The sequence below is a fragment of the Pseudocitrobacter faecalis genome (assembly GCF_965231525.1).
Classification (GTDB): domain Bacteria; phylum Pseudomonadota; class Gammaproteobacteria; order Enterobacterales; family Enterobacteriaceae; genus Pseudocitrobacter; species Pseudocitrobacter faecalis.
In genome coordinates this window covers 1,705,478-1,723,267 of the sequence record NZ_CBDDNJ010000002.1, presented here as the reverse complement: position 1 = coordinate 1,723,267, position 17,790 = coordinate 1,705,478, and the positions used below count along the sequence as shown (strand labels likewise).

Here is a 17,790-nt window from a genome sequence, read left to right as displayed (position 1 = left end):
AGAGATGTTAATGGTATTAAGGGGTAGATGATTTTTATCCGTCGGCGTACCGCCTTTTATCAGGCCAAAAAAAAGGCGCGATTCCTCGCGCCTGATAATCAAAAAGTCGTACTTATTTTTTAGTTTTACGCCCGTATACCACCCATGTAATAAACACACAGGCAATATAGAACACGAGGAAGACTTTCATCGCCCCAGCCGGAGAACCGGTTAATTCCAGAGATGTACCGAAAGCTTTTGGAATAAAGAAGCCGCCGATTGCGCCAATTGCGGAAATAAAGCCCAGCGCGGCCGCCGTATCGGTCGCGGCTTCACGCATCGCTTTCTCTTCAGAACCGCCTTCGGCTTTAACTCGATCCATCGTCAGCTTACGGAAGATAACGGAGATCATCTGGAAGGTAGAACCGCTACCCAGCCCGGCGGTCAGGAACAGCACCAGGAAGACAGCGAAGAACGCGGTGAAGTTACCGCCCACGCCATCAGCAGGCAGGGTCATAAACAGCAGCGCACTGAAGACCGCCATCAGGATAAAGTTAATCAGCGTAACACGCGTGCCGCCCAGACGGTCGGAGATCGCCCCACCCGCAGAACGCGCCAGCGCACCGATAAACGGGCCGAAGAAAGCGTAATGCAGAATCTGCACTTCCGGGAACTGAGTTTTCGACAGCATCGCGAAACCGGCAGAGAAACCGATAAACGAGCCGAACGTTGCCAGATACAGCAAGCTCATGATCCACAGGTGGCCGCGTTTCAGAACCGGTAACTGCTCGCGCAGGGACGCTTTCGACGCTGCCAGTTCGTTCATGCCAAACCAGGCCGCGAGGGTGAAGAATGCCAGGAACGGTACCCAAATCCACGCCGCATTCGCCAGATAAAGCTGAGTGCCATCCGGCTGCTCAACGCCCTGGCTACCAAACGCCGCAAAGATAGAAAGGGAAATCGCCAGCGGTGCAACCAGTTGCATGACGCTCACGCCCATATTCCCCAGGCCGCCGTTAATACCCAGCGCCCCGCCCTGTTTCTCTTTCGGGAAGAAGAAACTGATGTTTGCCATACTCGAAGCGAAGTTCGCGCCGGCAAAACCACACAGCAAAGAGATAATGATAAAGGTGCTAAACGGCGTAGAAGTATCCTGCACCGCAAAGCCTAACCACACGCAAGGGATGATAAGGATCCCGGTGCTAAACGCCGTCCAACGGCGACCGCCCACCAGCGGCACCATAAAGGAGTAAGGTACACGCAGCAGCGCACCCGACACCGATGGCAGCGCCGTCAGCATAAACAATTGATCGGTAGTAAACTGGAAGCCGACTTTCGGTAAATTTACCGCGACGGCACTAAACAACATCCACACACAAAACGCCAACAGCAAGCACGGTACGGAGATCCATAAATTTCGGCTGGCGACGCGGTGACCGCGCGACTGCCAAAATTCGGGATCTTCCGGGCGCCAGTCAGTAATAACTGCGCCGCTTGCCCGTTCCGGGGTAGTTGAGTGACTCATAGACACCTCTGATTATTAATATCAACCACTGGCACAATAGGGTTTACACCGCGAGGTAAGTTGATATAAATCAAAGGAAAAGTCGTCATTATTCTGCGCAAAAATACATCATCACCCTTAATGAGTAGACCTTTATGCGTAAAAAGACCTGATATTTCACATGGCTGAAAGGGATATACTCCTGTCCTGTGAACTTCTCTACTATCATGGCAATTAAGGGGTAATCCTTTAGGGGTATGGGTATACTCCAGGCGATAGCCGAAAATAACGCCACTACCGGGGAACCACCCCGTCAGGGATCCTGCTGTATATGTTTAAACGTCTGTTTACACCACTGACGCTGGTTAATCAACTGGCACTCATCGTCCTGCTCTCTACTGCCATCGGCGTGGCGGGCATGATCACTTCTGGCCGCCTGGTTGATGGCGTTCAGGGTAGCGCGCACGCCATTAATAAAGCCGGCTCGCTGCGTATGCAAAGCTACCGACTGCTTGCCGCTATCCCGATTAATGAGCATGACAACGCACTGTTTGATGAGATGCGTGCCACCGTATTTAGCCCGGAGCTCATCGTCGCCGCGCGACGCGACGGTCAGCAGGCGCAACTGCTGGCATTGCAACAATACTGGCAGTCCAGCCTGGCACCGGGGATCCGCCAGGCGCACAGTCAGGAAGCGGTTGCGGATGAAGTGGCTAATTTTGTTGGGCGCATTGACCAACTGGTCACTGCCTTTGACCACACCACGGAAAAACGCATTCACCACGTTGTCTGGGTTCACCGTGCGATGGCGGCAATTATGGCGCTGTTACTGCTGTTCACCGTTATCTGGCTGCGCGCCCGCCTGCTGCGTCCGTGGCAGCAACTGTTGAGCATGGCGCGCGCCGTAAGTCATCGCGATTTTACCCAGCGCGCGCAAATCAGCGGCCGCAATGAAATGGCAACCCTCGGCATGGCACTGAATAATATGTCGGAAGAGCTGGCGGAAAGTTACGCATCACTGGAACGCCGGGTTCAGGAAAAAACAGCGGGACTGGAGCAGAAAAACGCGATTCTCGCGTTCCTTTGGCAGGCCAATCGTCGCCTGCACGCCAATGCCCCGCTCTGTGAGCGTATTTCGCCGGTTTTGAACGGTCTGCAAGGTTTAACCCCACTGCGCGAAATCGAAGTGCGCGTTTACGATATTGAAGATGAAGAGAATCATCAGGAATTCAGCTGCCATTCCGGCATGGCCTGCGATGATAAAGGCTGCTATCTGTGTCCCCGTGACGATCTTCTGACGCCGGACGGCGGCAGCACGCTGAAGTGGCGCTTAACCGATAGCCACAATCAATACGGTATTTTACTGGCGACGCTACCGCATGGCCGCCAGCTCAGCCACGATCAGCAACAGCTGGTCGACACGCTGCTGGAACAGTTGACCGCAACGCTGGCGCTTGACAGACACCAGGAGCGCCAGCAACAACTGATTGTAATGGAAGAGCGCGCCACCATCGCCCGCGAACTGCATGACTCTATCGCCCAATCACTCTCCTGTATGAAGATGCAGGTCAGTTGCCTGCAAATGCAGGGCGCAGACTTGTCGCCCGAAAGCCGTGAGCTGCTGGGGCAAATTCGTAACGAACTGAACACATCGTGGGCGCAATTGCGTGAGCTACTCACCACGTTCCGGCTACAGCTTACCGAACCGGGTTTGCGGCCGGCGCTGGAAGCCAGCTGTCAGGAGTACAGCGCGCACTTTGGTTTCCCGGTGCAGCTCGATTATCAGTTGCCACCACGCTATGTTCCGTCACATCAGGCAATCCACGTCTTACAAATTGCCCGCGAAGCGCTGAGTAATTCCCTTAAGCATGCGCAGGCCACTGAAGTCAAAGTTACCGTCACGCAGCAGGATAATCAGGTCAAACTGGTGGTGGCGGACAACGGCTGCGGCGTACCGGTTCACGCCGAGCGCAGCAACCATTACGGACTCATTATTATGCGTGACCGCGCGCAGAGCCTGCGCGGCGACTGCCAGGTGCGACGCCGTGAAAGCGGCGGTACCGAAGTGGTGGTCACGTTTATCCCTGAAAAACCTCTCTCAACTCAACAAGGAGATATCCATGAGTAATCAGGAACGGGCAACTATCCTGTTAATTGACGATCATCCGATGCTCCGTACTGGCGTAAAACAGCTCATCAGTATGGCGCCGGATATTCAGGTCGTTGGCGAAGCCAGCAATGGCGAGCAAGGCATTGAACTGGCTGAAGCGCTCGATCCCGATCTGATCCTGCTCGATCTCAACATGCCCGGTATGAATGGCCTGGAAACCCTCGACAAACTGCGCGAGAAAAGCCTTTCTGGCCGCGTGGTGGTGTTCAGTGTTTCGAATCATGAAGAAGATGTGGTCACCGCCCTGAAGCGCGGCGCAGATGGTTATCTGCTAAAAGATATGGAACCAGAAGACCTGCTGAAAGCGCTGCAACAGGCCGCTGCCGGTGAGATGGTACTGAGTGAAGCATTAACGCCTGTGCTGGCTGCCAGCCTGCGCGCCAACCGTGCCACGTCAGACCGCGATATCAATCAGCTTACCCCGCGCGAGCGCGATATTCTGAAACTGATTGCACAGGGTCTGCCCAATAAAATGATCGCCCGCCGTCTGGATATCACAGAAAGCACGGTGAAAGTGCACGTGAAGCATATGCTGAAGAAAATGAAGCTGAAATCCCGCGTTGAAGCTGCCGTTTGGGTTCACCAGGAACGCATTTTCTAAGGATTCGCCTGCCAGCTATTCCCCTCTTCTGGGAAGCTGACAAGCGGCTCGGTCAGTGACAAAGTAATCTCATTCGACGACACACGCTGACCGTGTTTATCCTCCACCACCACTTTCAGATGCCAGCGGTTGCTGGCGCCTTCGTTGTAATCCCATTCGGGGATGATGATGCTCCAGCCGCTCGCGCTATTACGTGAGGCTGGCGGCGTCAGGCTAAGAGCCTGAGTATCCCCCTCCCAACTGAGGGATTTAATCCCATCCAGACTGCGGATTTGCAATTTAAGCTGCACCGTTTCGCCGCCGCTGAGATCCCAGGGTGGCGTTGCCAGGTAGACGGTTAAATCTTTGCGCTGACGCGACTCCATCACCGGCAAAGCATTGCGTTCCGGGCTATCGTAGCGGCTGCCACGCAGGGAACGCGTCATCGCCACTTCATCGGCCTGAAGCTGTTTTTTCAATGGCACGCCAAAACGATAATTGAGTTTCATCCCCAAATTGTTCTGGCTGACGCCGCTTTCGCCCTGCTTATGCTGCGCACTGAAAGTCACCAGCGGCACCGGCGTATAATTGAGCCCAAGCGAAACCGCTACCGGGTTGTGATACCCCGTACCGCTGTGGAACAGATCGACATTATCGCCAAAATACTGCTCCAGACTCAGGCTGGTATTGATGTGATGATAAGAGGGGATCCACGCCTGCGCGGTGACATCGTAGCCGCGCGCCATACGCTGCTGCAGCGTCGCTTCTGTATTGGACCAGGTACGCAGCGGTTGGTAATAGTTGGCGGAAAAACGCAGATACTCGCCCCAGGCTTCCGCGCCCAATCCGCCACGGTCGAGGTTTTCATCCAGCAGATTGTCATAAAAGGTGTTGTACCCGAGCAACCATTTCCCGGCGACCCAGCGCTGACCCAGGCCCACATTACCGATCAATCCTTCATCCTGCTGCGCCAGACCAAGCTGGCTCCAGGTGAGGTAATCCCATTGATCCTGCAACGGCACAAACCAGCTACCGTGGCTACCGGTAAAACCACCGTCATCATCCACCTGCAGCGCCACGCTGGTATTGCCCCAGGGCGACAGCCAGTTTTCCAGCGTCTGATTCACCTCACCGCTCACCTGATCGCGGATCTTAGACAGCGCAAACATGCGCGCCTGCTCACCGGTATCCAGCCCGTTATCAACCATACTGGCTTCGCCAAAGGCTTTTGCCATTTCGGCAAGATGCTTTTCGCCTTCATTACTCTCTTTTGCCATGCCGAGATCGGGAAGATTATCCTGATTATTATCGAAGGGATTTTCGGCCTGCTGGATAAAAGATGAACGCGCAGCGCCGCTGGCACTCGCCAGCAGCAATAACAACCAGAACGGAGAACGGAAACGTGAGACTAAAAGCATTTTTTTAGTTTATCGCGTTTGCTTAACCATTTCAGCTCTAAGGGGGATTTCGGGAAAATTCTGGTTCTATACCCTCACCCCGGCCCTCTCCCTGAGGGAGAGGGAGAAACGATGCAGATCCTAAACGTAAGTGCGATCGGTCCCCTCTCCCTCAGGGAGAGGGTTAGGGTGAGGGTGTCCGCTCCCATCACAAATAAACCCTCTCAACTCCGGCACACACGAACCACAGTTTGTCCCACACTTCAGTTTTTGTCCTAATGCTTCTACAGAGGTACATCCCCCGGCGATGGCTTGTCGAATTCGCGTCTCCCCCACGCTAAAACAGCTACAGACAATTCGCCCCTGTGCGGGTTGCCCATTGACGCGGCCATTTAATAACGCATGTCGATCCGCAGGCGTGTGTGGCGCGCTATTAAACGCCGCCTTAATCAGCGCCAGTTCGATAACAGGCAATGTTTCAGCGCTCCACAACCCAAGCATTAATCTGCCTTCATGCCATGCCAGCAAATGACAAAGTGATCCTGCCCGCGCAGTCTGAACCAGCCAGTTGCGCTGCTGGCAAAACCGCAGCAGCTCATCATAGATAACCTTATCGCCGCAGAGCGTCAGGTGATGTAAGCCGTCAATCGCCTTACGCCACCACTGTACGTGATTCGGTAGCGGAATCGGCTCACGAGAAATCAATTCTCCTTGCCACGCCGGTTGCCAGGGCGCAATGCGTACCGCAACCTGTTTGCTTTCCGGTTGCCCGGAGTGCGGATCGGTCACCGCTTCAACCAGCGCATTCACTTTTCCCTGACGCGCGAAGCAGGCATTCCAGTGCATTGGCACAAACAGCGCGCCCGCTCGCTGTCCTGCCTGAATCGACACTTTGGCCACCATGACACCTTGTCTTGAGGTGATTCGGGCGAAACCACCTTCGCTAAGGTGAAAATGGTCTGCATCCTGAACCGAAACCTCCACCGTCGGCAGAGCAATATGCTGCATCAAACGCGGCACGGTGCCTGTGCGGGTCATGGTGTGCCACTGATCGCGAATACGACCGCTATTGAGCAGCAGAGGATAAAGCGGCCCGATGCGCGCCCGGGTCGGTTGCGGTTCGACGGGCACCATTCGCAGCCGCTTATCCGCCCGCCAGCCCGAAAGGAGATCCAATGCGTCACCGCAAGTACGCACTGGCCAGCGTACAGGAGCCAGCGAATCCCACTCTGCACGGGTCAAGTTCGCGAGCCCGCTAATATCGAACGCGCGCTCGCCGTGGTTTTCGACGCCGGAAAGTGCAGCATGCTCACAAAATACCTCATGGGGATGCTGCCAGCGGAACGCATCGCCATAGCCCAACGCGCGTGCCATCTGAGCGATAATCCACCAGTCGGCTTTTGCCTCGCCGGGTGCAGGAAGAAACGCGCGCTGACGCGAAATACGTCGTTCTGAATTGGTCACCGTGCCGTTTTTCTCACCCCAGCTCAGGGCCGGAAAACGAACATGCGCGTAACGCGAGGTGTCGGTATCGGCGGCCACCTCAGAAACGATGACCAGCGGACACGCCGCCAGCGCCTGACATACCGCATGACTGTCCGGTAACGAGACGGCCGGGTTAGTCCCCATAATCCACACGGCCTTGACGTCACCGCGCCCAATCGCAGCAAACAGATCGACCGCCATCAAACCCGGCGTTTGCGCCAGCCGTTCCGTTCCCCAGAAACGGGCAACACGTGCCAGATCGTCGGGTTCAAAGTTCATGTGCGCCGCCAGCATCGTCGCCAGGCCGCCAACCTCCCGGCCTCCCATTGCATTCGGTTGCCCGGTCAGCGAAAACGGCCCGCATCCGGGGCGAGCGAATTTTCCACAGGCCAGATGAACATTGATTATTGCATTGCATTTATCGCTGCCGCTGGCGGACTGATTAATGCCCATCGTGTAGAGCGTAACCACGCGCGGCGCGGCGATAAACGCCGTATAAAAATCAGTGACTTCCCGCTCCGTCAGGTCACAAAATGCCGCGACCCGCTCCACCGGCCAGGGCTCTGCAGAATTCCTTGCCGCCTGCGCATCCGCATATTTCTGAACGAATTTCCCCTGCTGCGCAATTTCGCGCAGCAACCCCACGAATAGCCCGGCGTCGCTACCGGGCGTAATGGCCAGATGACTATCCGCGATATCGCAGGTCGCAGTACGCCGTGGATCGATAACCACAATCCGCATCTGCGGATTCATCTGCCTCGCTTTCACCAGACGCTGATACAGTACCGGATGCGACCAGGCAGCATTTGAGCCGACCAGCACCACCAGGTCGCTGTTTTCAATATCTTCATAGCTACACGGCACCACATCCGCCCCGAAGGCGCGTTTGTAGCCCGTCACCGCCGAGGACATACACAGACGAGAGTTGGTATCAATATTGGCCGCGCCGATAAATCCCTTCATCAGCTTGTTAGCCGCATAATAATCCTCCGTCAGCAGTTGCCCGGAGGCATAAAACGCCACCGCCTGTGGCCCGTGTTCATCGATAATCGCCCGCAGGCGCCCCCCCGCCTCATCGATCGCGTGCTGCCAACTGACGCGCTGCCCCGCTACTTCCGGGTGCAACAACCTGCCCGACAGTCCCGTCGTTTCACCGAGCGCCGCGCCCTTCACGCACAGGCGACCAAAATTGGCCGGGTGCGCGTCATCGCCACGCACGTTGACCACGCCCTTCTCTTCGCACGCGATCACTCCGCAGCCTACGCCGCAGTAGGGACATGTGGTTCGGGTTTCAGTCATGAAGCCTCCGCGCGCAGCAGTAACGGCTGATTACTGACCCACACGGTGCCGTTCTCCACTTTCACCGGCCAGGCGCGCACCACAGCTTCTCCGCTATCGCACTGTCGGCCATCACGCAGACGAATACGCCGTTTGTAGAGCGGCGAAATAACAATGGGTTCACCCGCCGCATCACCCAGCAGACCGCGTGACAGGACGTTTGCCTGGCTACCCGGCTCAAGGTTATCAAGGGCATAGACGTTTTCGCCAAAGCGGAACAACGCAATTTGCATCTCACCGAGGCGCGCGCCAATCCCGGCCTGAGCGGGGATCGCGGTCAGCGCGCAAATCGCCTGCCACGGTTTTGTGCTGACATTACGCGTCGGCATAACCGGCATCTCCACCGGCTGCAACTGCCCACGCACATCATGACGCTGTACCGCCTCATCCGGCATGTCGCTGTTAACGTATGAGCGGAACAACGCCAGCCGCTGCGGGTCGTTCAGCGTGGTACGCCATTCACACTGATAGCTGTCGATGACGCGCGCCATTTCCCGCTCCAGCTCGTCGGCAATACCGAGGCTATCGTTAAGAATCACCTCGCGCAGATAGTCAATTCCCCCCTCAAGGTTATCCATCCAGGTGCTGGTGCGTTGCAGGCGGTCGGCTGTACGAATATAGAACATCAGAAAACGGTCAATGGTGCGCAGCAGCGTGGCGTCATCCAGGTCGCTGGCAAAGAGATCGGCATGACGGGGTTTCATACCGCCATTGCCGCACAAATAGAGATTCCAGCCTTTTTCGGTAGCGATCACACCCACATCTTTACCCTGCGCTTCCGCGCATTCCCGAGTGCATCCCGACACTGCCATTTTGATCTTATGCGGCGCGCGCAATCCTTTGTAGCGGTGCTCCAGCGTCACGGCAAGCGCGGTCGAGTCCTGCACGCCGTAGCGACACCAGGTTGAACCAACGCACGATTTCACCGTGCGTAATGATTTTCCGTAGGCGTGTCCGGTTTCGAATCCGGCGTCAATCAGCTCACGCCATATGGCAGGCAACTGCTCCAGACGCGCGCCGAATAGATCAATTCGCTGGCCGCCGGTAATTTTGCTGTATAGCTGATAACGCTTAGCGACCTGCCCGATAGTGATAAGGCCATCCGGCGTCACTTCGCCCGCAGCCATACGCGGCACGATGGAATAGGTACCGTCTTTCTGGATATTCGCGAAGTAGCGATCGTTGGTATCCTGCAGCGGTAAGTGTGCCGGTTTCAGCAAATAATCATTCCAGCAAGAGGCGAGAACAGAGGCCACAAGCGGTTTACAGATTTCGCAACCGTCGCCCTGACCGTAGCGGCTAATCAGTTGCTCAAAGGTATGGATACGGTTAACCCGCACCAGGTGATAAATGTCCTGTCGCGAATACGCAAAGTGTTCACAAACGTCTTTCTTAACCTCAACGCCCTGCCGGGCAAGCTGGAATTCCATCACCTGCTTCGCCAGTGCGCTGCATCCGCCGCAGCCCGTTGCCGCTTTGGTGCAGCTTTTGATGGCTCCCATCTCCGTTGCGCCCTCCAGGACCGCGTGGCAAATATCACTTTTACTGACGTTATGACAGGAGCATATTTGCGCGCTGTCCGGTAGCGCCGCCACACCCAGCGCTTTAGGCGCACTCCCTTCAACCGCGGGTAAAATCAGCGACGCAGGTTGCGCCGGGAGCGCAATTGCATTGAGCATCATTTGCAGCAGCGTAGGGTAATCGCGGGCGTCACCCACCAGTACACCGCCGAGCAGCGTTTTGCCGTCGGCGCTCACCACAATTTTTTTGTACACCTGCGCTGGGCCATCTACCCATTGATAGCTCTGGCAACCCGCCGTGCGCCCCTGGGCGTCGCCAAATGAGGCCACATCCACGCCTAACAGTTTCAGCTTGGTACTCATATCTGCGCCAGTAAACGGCAGTTCCGTACCGGAAAGTGTCGCCGCCACGGTACGCGCCATCTGGTAACCCGGCGCGACCAGACCGAAGATTTTGTTTTCCCACAGCGCACATTCGCCAATGGCAAAGATATCAGCGTCCGAGGTGCGGCAGTGGTTATCCACCATAATGCCGCCGCGCTCTCCCACGCTCAGGTTGCCGCTACGGGCTAGCGTATCCTGAGGACGAATGCCCGCCGAAAAGACCACCATGTCGGTCAGCAGCGTTTCGCCGTCGGCAAAACGCAGGGTCAGGCCTTCCGCCGTGTGTTCAATCGCGGTCGTCGTCTTACTGGTATGTACACCCACGCCGAGTTCGCTGATTTTCTCGCGCAGCATCGCTGCGCCGCCGTTATCGAGCTGTACCGCCATCAGATTAGGCGCGAACTCAACCACGTGCGTTTCAAGTCCTAACTGACGCAGTGCATTGGCCGCCTCCAGCCCCAGTAGTCCGCCGCCTATCACCACACCCCGCGCCGCCGTTTTGGCATGCGCTGCAATGGCATCCAGATCGTCCAGGGTGCGGTAGACAAAGCAGCCCGGCAAATCATTACCGGGTATCGGCGGAACAAACGGCCAGGAGCCGGTCGCCAGCACCAGTTTGTCCCAATGCAGTTCATGCCCCTGCGCATCACGCAGCAGGTGCGTTTGCGGGTCGATAGCCGCCACCGCCTGCGAAAGGCGTAATTCGATGCCGTTTGTGGTGAAGAAATCATCTTCCACCAGCGATAATGAAGCTGCATCGCGCCCGGAGAAGTATTCCGAGAGATGTACGCGGTCGTAGGCGGCATAACGCTCAGCACCGAAAACCACAATCTGATAGTGCTCATGCAGGTTTTGTTGTACACATTGCTGCAGAAAATGGTGGCCGACCATGCCATGCCCCACCACCGCAAGTGTTGGTTTGCTCATGATTTGTCTTCCTTCAGCCGTTGGCTGCGCTGTGAATTGGTCGAATATCCAGCCCGGCTGTGCGGGTTGGAGGGAGTGGATAAGATCGGTAAACGTGGCGGCAGCGGCGCAATCACCCATCAGCAACACACCGCGGAGCCTGCCATCGCGCAACAGCAGACGCCGATAATGGCCGCTTTGTGGGTCGAATGAAGACCAGACGTCGTCATTTCCAATCGCCTCTACCTGGCCTGCGCTAAAGAGGTCGATACCGGTCACTTTCAGGCGAGTGCCGCTATCCTGCCAGTGAAAATCCACCTGCAGCATGCCCGCAAGACGCGCACTGAGCACCTCGGCCTGCTGCAAACAAGGTGCAACGAGACCCCAGGTCTGCCCGTCGATTTCGCAGCATTCACCGATAGCACTCACACCCGGCACGGCCGTTGCCAGTTGGCGATTGACCACAATCCCTCGCTGGCAATGCATTCCGCTTCGTTGTGCCAGGGCAATATTGGGACGGACACCGGCTGCAATAACGACGCGTACTGCGGGCAGGCAACGGCCATCCTTGAGTTCAACAAACCGCTCGCGAATCGCGCGCACGTTCGCGTTGAGTTCGCAACGGATCCCTCGCGCTTGCAGGTTTTGCACCAGTAGCTGACTCGCCTGACTGTCGAGCTGCTGTTCCATCAGTTTGTTGCCACGATGCAACAACGTGACGTTGTCACCTCTCAACGCCAGTGCCGCCGCCGCTTCCACGCCCAGCACACCGCCGCCGATAACCACGGTATCACCGGGTGTCGCCAGCATGGCCTGTACATCCGCCAGGGTGCGAAAGGTGTGGACATGCGGCAAAGCAATGCCGGGAAACGGCGGCATAAACGGCAGCGACCCGCAGGCAAACACCAGCTCATCCCAGGGCAATTCGCCATGGGAGGTGACAACGCGCCGCGTTCGCGTGCAGACCTGCTGCGCCGTCTCGCCCTGCCGCACGCGAATATTGTTTTCCGCATACCATTCAGGCGATTGCAGCAGCGTCTGGCCGAAGACTTTTTCACCACTCAGCACGGGTGAAAGCTGGATGCGGTTATAGGCCTGATAGGGTTCATCACCAATTAAGGTGATGGCAAACGCCCCCGGCGCGACCTTCACCAACCGCTCTGCCAGACGGGTTGCCGCCATGCCATTGCCAATCATCACCAGTTTTCGCATCGCGCGTCCCCTTACGCCGCTTTGGGCTGTTTTTCGTAAAGGAAATGCAGAATTTGCTGGCGCAAATGGTGGTAACGAGAGTCATCGGCCAGCAGCACGCGGTTGCGCGGGCGCGGAAGGTTGACGTCAAGAATCTCGCCGACCGTTGCCGCCGGGCCATTCGTCATCATCAACACCCGGTCAGAAAGCAGCACCGCTTCATCGACGTCGTGGGTAATCAGCACAATGGTGGTATTGAGCGCCTGCTGAATCTGCATTACTGAGTCCTGAAGATGTGCCCGGGTCAGCGCATCCAGTGCGCCAAACGGCTCATCCATCAACAGCACTTTCGGCTTCATCGCCAGCGCGCGGGCAATGCCGACGCGCTGCTTCATCCCGCCCGAGATTTCCTCCGGGCGTTTATACAGCGCATGGCCCATCTGCACCCGCTCAAGATTGTGAACGATCCAGTCGTGACGTTCGGCTTTGCTCATGCTTTTGTGGAAAACGTGATCTACCGCCAGCGCCACGTTGTCGAAGCAGGTTAACCATGGCAGCAGTGAGTGGTTCTGGAAAACGACGGCGCGCTCCGGGCCCGGGCCCGCAATTTCACGGTTGTCGCAAATCAGCCCGCCTTCTGTCGGGAGCGTTATCCCGGCAATCAGATTAAGCAACGTCGATTTGCCACAGCCGGAGTGACCGATAAGGCTTATCGTTTCACCTTCGTGGATATCGAATGACACGTTTTGCAGCGCCAGAAATTCACCGCTGGTGGTGTGGAATCGTTGGCTGACAGCCTGAACCTGAATTAAGGGTTTCATCATGCGCTCCTTATTTATCCTGCCAGCTGAAACGGCGGGCGATCAGCATCAACCCTTGTTCCAGCACCAGCCCAACCACGCCAATAATGACGATGGCAATGAGAATGTTTTCGACGTTGAGATTGTTCCATTCATTCCAGATCCAAAAACCGATCCCCAGCCCGCCGGTGAGCATTTCGGCAGCGACGATCACCAGCCAGGCAATCCCGATGGAGAGACGCACGCCGGTCAGTACCGCTGGCAGCACCGCCGGGAAAAGGATCTTGCGCATCACCGTCCATTCTGAGAGCTGTAACACGCGCGCGACGTTGAGGTAGTCCTGCGGAATACGACGCACGCCTTCTGCGGTATTAATAACCATCGGCCAGATTGAGCAGATAAAAATGGTCCAGCTGGACGCAGGCTCCGCTTTCTGGAACAGGAGGAGGCCAATCGGCAGCCAGGCAAGCGGACTTACCGGGCGCAGCAGCGCAATCAGTGGCGAAAACATGCGTGAGAAAAAGAGAAAACGACCTATCAGGAATCCCAGGGGAATCCCCACCAGCGCGGCGAGGCCAAAGCCCACCGCCACCCGCTGGAGAGAGGCCAGCACATTCCAGCCCACGCCCACATCGTTCGGTCCATTGTTATAGAACGGGTCAGCAAACAGCGTCAGCGCGGAATCCAGTGTGCTGAGCGGCGTCGGAAAACCTTTGCTGTTAATAGCGGCAAGTTGCCAGGCCAGCACCAACAACCCCAGCCCCAGTACCGCAGGAACGGTACGCTCGGCAATATTACGCAACACGCGTCCCGCAGGAGGCACGCGTCGGCGCACCTGTACCGGCGGGAGTGTAATCACTTCGCCCGGAATAGCCGGTGCGGCAGCCGGTTTGACATTTAGTATCTGTTTCATCTCAGGCTCCTCTACGTTGAATGGAAAAGCTGCGGGCATACCCTTCCGGGTCGCTACCGTTCCACACCGTTCCGTCCATCAGTGTGCTGCTGCGTAACAGACTTGAGGGCGGAGTAATACCGCCAACCGCCTGTGCCGCGTCTTTCCAGATATCCGTGCGGTTAATGCGTTGCGCGATGGCCAGATAATCGGGTTCCGTTTTAAGAAGTCCCCAGCGGCGAAATTGGGTTAAGAACCACATCCCGTCGGAGAGCCACGGGAAGGTTACTTCGCCCTCCGCGTAAAAACGCATAGGATGCGTATCCTGCCAGCGACGGCCGATGCCATTGTCGTATTCACCCAGCATGCGGCCTGTGAGGTACTGTTCTTTGGTGTTCAGCCAGCCGCGACGCGAGAGGATCTGAGCGGTTTCACGTTTATTTTCTGGTGACGCTTCAATCCAGCGTGCGGCGTCAATGAGCGCCGCGACCAATGCGCGACTGGTATTGGGATTCTGCTCCACCCATTCACGACGCGTGCCGAGCACTTTCTCCGGGTGCTCCGGCCAGATATCCTGCGTGGTCGCCGCCGTGAAGCCGATGCGGTCGTTAATCGCCCGCGCGTTCCACGGCTCGCCAACACAAAAGCCCACCATGTTGCCGATGCGCATGTTCATCACCATCTGCGGCGGCGGTACCACTACGGTGCGCACATCGTCAAAGGGATGAATGCCGCCGCTCGCCAGCCAGTAATAGAGCCACATGGCGTGGGTACCGGTCGGGAAGGTGTGGGCGAAGGTATAAGCGCCCGGCGTGCTCTGACCAATCAGCTTTTTCAGCGCCGGCAGGTCTGTCACGCCTTTCTCCTGTAACTCTGCAGAAAGCGTAATGGCCTGCCCGTTGCGGTTGAGGGTCATCAGGTTTGCCATCGCCTTCGGCTTACTGGCGATACCCAACTCCAGCCCGTAAAGCAGCCCATAGAGCACATGCGCCGCATCCAGTTCGCCATTGACCAGTTTGTCGCGCACCGCCGCCCAGCTCGCCTCTTTGCTGGGAACAAGCGTAATGCCGTACTTTTTGTCAAAGCCCTTCAGCGAGGCAATTGCCAGCGGTGCACAATCGGTTAGCGGGATAAACCCCACTCTTACCATCTCCAGTTCGGGCTTATCCGAGCCCGCCGCCCACGCCGAATGCATCAAACCCGGCAGCAACATCGCGCCCCCCAATGCCGCCCCTGCCTGTAATAAACGCCGTCGAGAGAGTGAAAATGCATCGCCCATAGCTGCTCCCACATATAAAAAAAAAGCGCCCGGCAGTGCTTACACACTGCGGGACGCCGTTATCCTGATGGTCTGAGGCCGCCGTTGGCCCGCAACCGATGATTTACAGGGAATAATGCAATTCAGATGCCAGGTCGTAAATAACCGTCAAATCGGCATTAAGTGGCCAGGCAACCGCCTTCGACGCACTCTTTGCAGGCAACTCTGCTCAGGAAGAGTGCAATCAGGCAGAAAGATCGCGCTGCCACAGTGCGCTGACCGTTAACAGCGCACGCGCCACGTCCACCATGCGCTGATTTTTATCCATCGCCATTTTGCGCAGACAGTGCCATGCCTGCTCTTCATTCATTTGCTGATGTGCCATCAACACACTTTTGGCTTTATCGATGACTTTGCGCTCTTCGAGCATCTCTTTTAGCGATGCCAGTTGCCCGGTAAGTACTTCCAGTTCTCGCGCCTGTTGGCGCACCAACGGCATCAGTTGCCGATCCAGGGGGAATAACAGGTTATCGCTGGCAGGATCATCGAGCGGTACCGCATGTTGCGCCTGCGCGTCATCGTCGCTCAGCAATATCACGACCTCCGCAATGAGATCGCTTATCAGTGATTCCTCAAGGCTGCGAAGTTGCTCCAGACGCTGTGTTTGTAGGCCAAACCAGCGCAGTGCCGCCTCGCCGCCGTCGGGCGCTGGCTGACGCGTGCAGGCAATGCGACGCAGCTGTTCAATTGCAATGCCCGCCTGCGCGTGTTCATTGAACAACGTTTTCAATGTCTGGTTTGCCAGACTTAAAAACCCGTCAAAGCAGGGCTGCTGGCCATCAATTCTGTCAACCAGCTGCTGGCGAAGATCGTCGCTAAACTGCCCCAGCGTAAAGCCCTGTGCCCCCAGCGCACGTTCCTGCCCTACCAACTCTTTCCCCTGCATAAAGCTATAAAGCGCGACAAGTCGCCCGACCAACGCGGGATCATCAATGGTGTCGTTGAGTTGGGGAATGATACTGAGCAGATGGCGTATCATCCGACTATAGCGAGCCGTCGCGGTGCCGGCGTCCACACGTTGGGTATTAATGGCATGGCGCAAATCGGGCAACTGCTCCAGCGACCAGACGGCGCTGGCGATGCGCTGGCACAGCCCGGAGGCCACAGGAACCGCCTGCGGGTCAAGCAGCCGCATGAATTCGCCCGCTCGCTCATCCACCAGTGCTGCACTGGCCCGACGTTCAGGTTCATATAAACGGCCACCCGAGCATAACCAGATGTTGGATGCACCGCGTTCGCACTGTAACATGTGCACCAGATGGCTCAACTGGCTTACCAGTTGGCCCTGTTGCGCCAGCTGTTGAAGCTTACCTTTCTGAACCTGGCGCGCATAACGAAACCACTCGATTGCGCCGGGTGTCGTGTCAGCACGATTGATCATGCTCCCTCCCGGTAACGTCTCTTTGATTAACCAAAGCAATAAACGTGCCTTTTTGAAGGAGTAGAGATGCAACATATTGTGATCGTCGCTAACGGTGCTGCCTATGGTAGCGAATCCCTGTTCAACAGCCTGCGCCTGGCCATTGCCCTGCGCGAGCAACAGGGTGACCTCGATCTGAAACTTTTTTTAATGTCGGATGCGGTCACCGCTGGACTCCGCGGGCAAAAACCGGCAGAAGGCTACAATATTCAGCAGATGCTGGAGATCCTCACCGCGCAAAATGTTCCCGTTAAACTGTGCAAAACCTGCACCGATGGCCGGGGCATTACCGCGCTGCCGCTGATTGATGGGGTGGAAATCGGTACGCTGGTCGAACTGGCACAATGGACGCTGGCCGCTGATAAGGTGCTAACGTTTTAATTTTGTGTTTAGTCGACTTTACTGAATTCAGGGGCCATTGCCGAAGATTATTCCCGGCTGGCGCGCGTTATCTGGTCAATCACGCGCCACGCTGAATGGTTTCAGGTATATCCTCACTTTTGTTGAATCATTCTCAAATTTGTTGATCGAAATCATCCTCCTCCCCCTCCCTATTTGGTGTTATCAATGCGTGATTTGTGAACAACATCACATGCAGGATATCCGTCGCAGGGAGTGCATTCACAGAAAGATTCGGGGTTGAGATGGCGATGGTTAAGGCGAGTTTGACGTTATTTGGTGGGGATACGGTCGTGGTTCGTTGCTCAGAGCGCTGCCATATTCATTTGATGAGCGCCAAAAGCAGCAACAGCGATATTCTGAGCGTACAAAACAGAGAGAGCGCCTATCTTACGGTGCCTTACAGCGGTACCTGGAATGTGTTGATTGACAGCCACAGCCAGTCGCTGGAACATTCAATCAGCTATGTTGCAGCCTGATAAAACGCCCGGAAGCTGGAAAACTTCC

At 56.5% G+C, this 17,790-nt stretch carries 12 protein-coding genes; 4 read left to right on the top strand and 8 right to left on the bottom strand.

Translation table 11 applies throughout. The features are described 5' to 3' along the window. Positions 1–112: 112 nt before the first annotated feature. On the bottom strand, positions 113–1,504 hold the full coding sequence (locus ACOXYR_RS08965; RefSeq protein ID WP_108477097.1) for a NarK family nitrate/nitrite MFS transporter: 1,392 nt from the start codon (positions 1,502–1,504) through the stop codon (positions 113–115). 310 nt (positions 1,505–1,814) lie between these two features. Between ACOXYR_RS08965 and narX the strand changes: the two genes are divergently transcribed. Together narX and narL are read left to right on the top strand one after the other, a co-directional pair. Beyond that, positions 1,815–3,611: a nitrate/nitrite two-component system sensor histidine kinase NarX gene (gene narX, locus ACOXYR_RS08960; RefSeq protein ID WP_108477099.1), complete on the top strand. Its 1,797-nt coding sequence runs from the start codon at positions 1,815–1,817 to the stop codon at positions 3,609–3,611. After that, positions 3,604–4,254 (top strand): two-component system response regulator NarL, encoded by a 651-nt coding sequence (narL, locus tag ACOXYR_RS08955; RefSeq protein WP_108477100.1) that lies wholly within the window; start codon positions 3,604–3,606, stop codon positions 4,252–4,254. The genes narX and narL overlap by 8 nt, the downstream gene beginning before the upstream one ends. Here narL and ACOXYR_RS08950 read toward each other — a convergent pair. The 7 genes from ACOXYR_RS08950 to nasR form a co-directional block, all read right to left on the bottom strand. Further along, positions 4,251–5,651: a YchO/YchP family invasin gene (locus tag ACOXYR_RS08950; RefSeq protein ID WP_421355255.1), complete on the bottom strand. Its 1,401-nt coding sequence runs from the start codon at positions 5,649–5,651 to the stop codon at positions 4,251–4,253. The two genes, narL and ACOXYR_RS08950, sit on opposite strands and share 4 nt — an antisense overlap. Before the next feature lie 120 nt (positions 5,652–5,771). Then, on the bottom strand, positions 5,772–8,414 hold the full coding sequence (locus ACOXYR_RS08945) for a nitrate reductase (protein WP_350436646.1): 2,643 nt from the start codon (positions 8,412–8,414) through the stop codon (positions 5,772–5,774). Then, a complete protein-coding gene (gene nirB / locus ACOXYR_RS08940; RefSeq protein WP_421355256.1) occupies positions 8,411–12,475 on the bottom strand; it encodes a nitrite reductase large subunit NirB in 4,065 nt (1,354 codons plus the stop codon). The genes ACOXYR_RS08945 and nirB overlap by 4 nt, the downstream gene beginning before the upstream one ends. 11 nt (positions 12,476–12,486) lie before the next feature. After that, positions 12,487–13,275, bottom strand: a complete 789-nt coding sequence (locus ACOXYR_RS08935) for an ABC transporter ATP-binding protein (protein WP_350436654.1) — start codon at positions 13,273–13,275, stop codon at positions 12,487–12,489. Between the two features lie 10 nt (positions 13,276–13,285). Then, a complete protein-coding gene (gene ntrB / locus ACOXYR_RS08930) occupies positions 13,286–14,167 on the bottom strand; it encodes a nitrate ABC transporter permease (protein WP_108477105.1) in 882 nt (293 codons plus the stop codon). A gap of 1 nt (position 14,168) precedes the next feature. After that, positions 14,169–15,425, bottom strand: a complete 1,257-nt coding sequence (locus ACOXYR_RS08925) for a CmpA/NrtA family ABC transporter substrate-binding protein (protein WP_421355257.1) — start codon at positions 15,423–15,425, stop codon at positions 14,169–14,171. Between the two features lie 223 nt (positions 15,426–15,648). Next, positions 15,649–16,845: a nitrate regulatory protein NasR gene (nasR, locus tag ACOXYR_RS08920; RefSeq protein ID WP_421355258.1), complete on the bottom strand. Its 1,197-nt coding sequence runs from the start codon at positions 16,843–16,845 to the stop codon at positions 15,649–15,651. A gap of 66 nt (positions 16,846–16,911) precedes the next feature. Here nasR and ACOXYR_RS08915 point away from each other — a divergent pair, with 66 nt between their 5' ends. Continuing rightward, positions 16,912–17,265, top strand: a complete 354-nt coding sequence (locus ACOXYR_RS08915; RefSeq protein ID WP_015964137.1) for a DsrE/DsrF/TusD sulfur relay family protein — start codon at positions 16,912–16,914, stop codon at positions 17,263–17,265. 263 nt (positions 17,266–17,528) lie between these two features. Beyond that, positions 17,529–17,762 carry a DUF1883 domain-containing protein gene (locus ACOXYR_RS08910; protein WP_041686229.1) on the top strand — a complete coding sequence of 78 codons (234 nt, stop codon included), beginning with the start codon at positions 17,529–17,531 and terminating at the stop codon, positions 17,760–17,762. Positions 17,763–17,790 lie beyond the last annotated feature (28 nt).

Coding starts and splice junctions, on each gene's coding strand:
- ACOXYR_RS08965 (WP_108477097.1), bottom strand. CDS start 1,504: ATGAGTCACTCAACTACCCCGGAACGGGCAAGCGGCGCAGTTATTACT.
- narX (WP_108477099.1), top strand. CDS start 1,815: ATGTTTAAACGTCTGTTTACACCACTGACGCTGGTTAATCAACTGGCA.
- narL (WP_108477100.1), top strand. CDS start 3,604: ATGAGTAATCAGGAACGGGCAACTATCCTGTTAATTGACGATCATCCG.
- ACOXYR_RS08950 (WP_421355255.1), bottom strand. CDS start 5,651: ATGCTTTTAGTCTCACGTTTCCGTTCTCCGTTCTGGTTGTTATTGCTG.
- ACOXYR_RS08945 (WP_350436646.1), bottom strand. CDS start 8,414: ATGACTGAAACCCGAACCACATGTCCCTACTGCGGCGTAGGCTGCGGA.
- nirB (WP_421355256.1), bottom strand. CDS start 12,475: ATGCGAAAACTGGTGATGATTGGCAATGGCATGGCGGCAACCCGTCTG.
- ACOXYR_RS08935 (WP_350436654.1), bottom strand. CDS start 13,275: ATGAAACCCTTAATTCAGGTTCAGGCTGTCAGCCAACGATTCCACACC.
- ntrB (WP_108477105.1), bottom strand. CDS start 14,167: ATGAAACAGATACTAAATGTCAAACCGGCTGCCGCACCGGCTATTCCG.
- ACOXYR_RS08925 (WP_421355257.1), bottom strand. CDS start 15,425: ATGGGCGATGCATTTTCACTCTCTCGACGGCGTTTATTACAGGCAGGG.
- nasR (WP_421355258.1), bottom strand. CDS start 16,845: ATGATCAATCGTGCTGACACGACACCCGGCGCAATCGAGTGGTTTCGT.
- ACOXYR_RS08915 (WP_015964137.1), top strand. CDS start 16,912: ATGCAACATATTGTGATCGTCGCTAACGGTGCTGCCTATGGTAGCGAA.
- ACOXYR_RS08910 (WP_041686229.1), top strand. CDS start 17,529: ATGGCGATGGTTAAGGCGAGTTTGACGTTATTTGGTGGGGATACGGTC.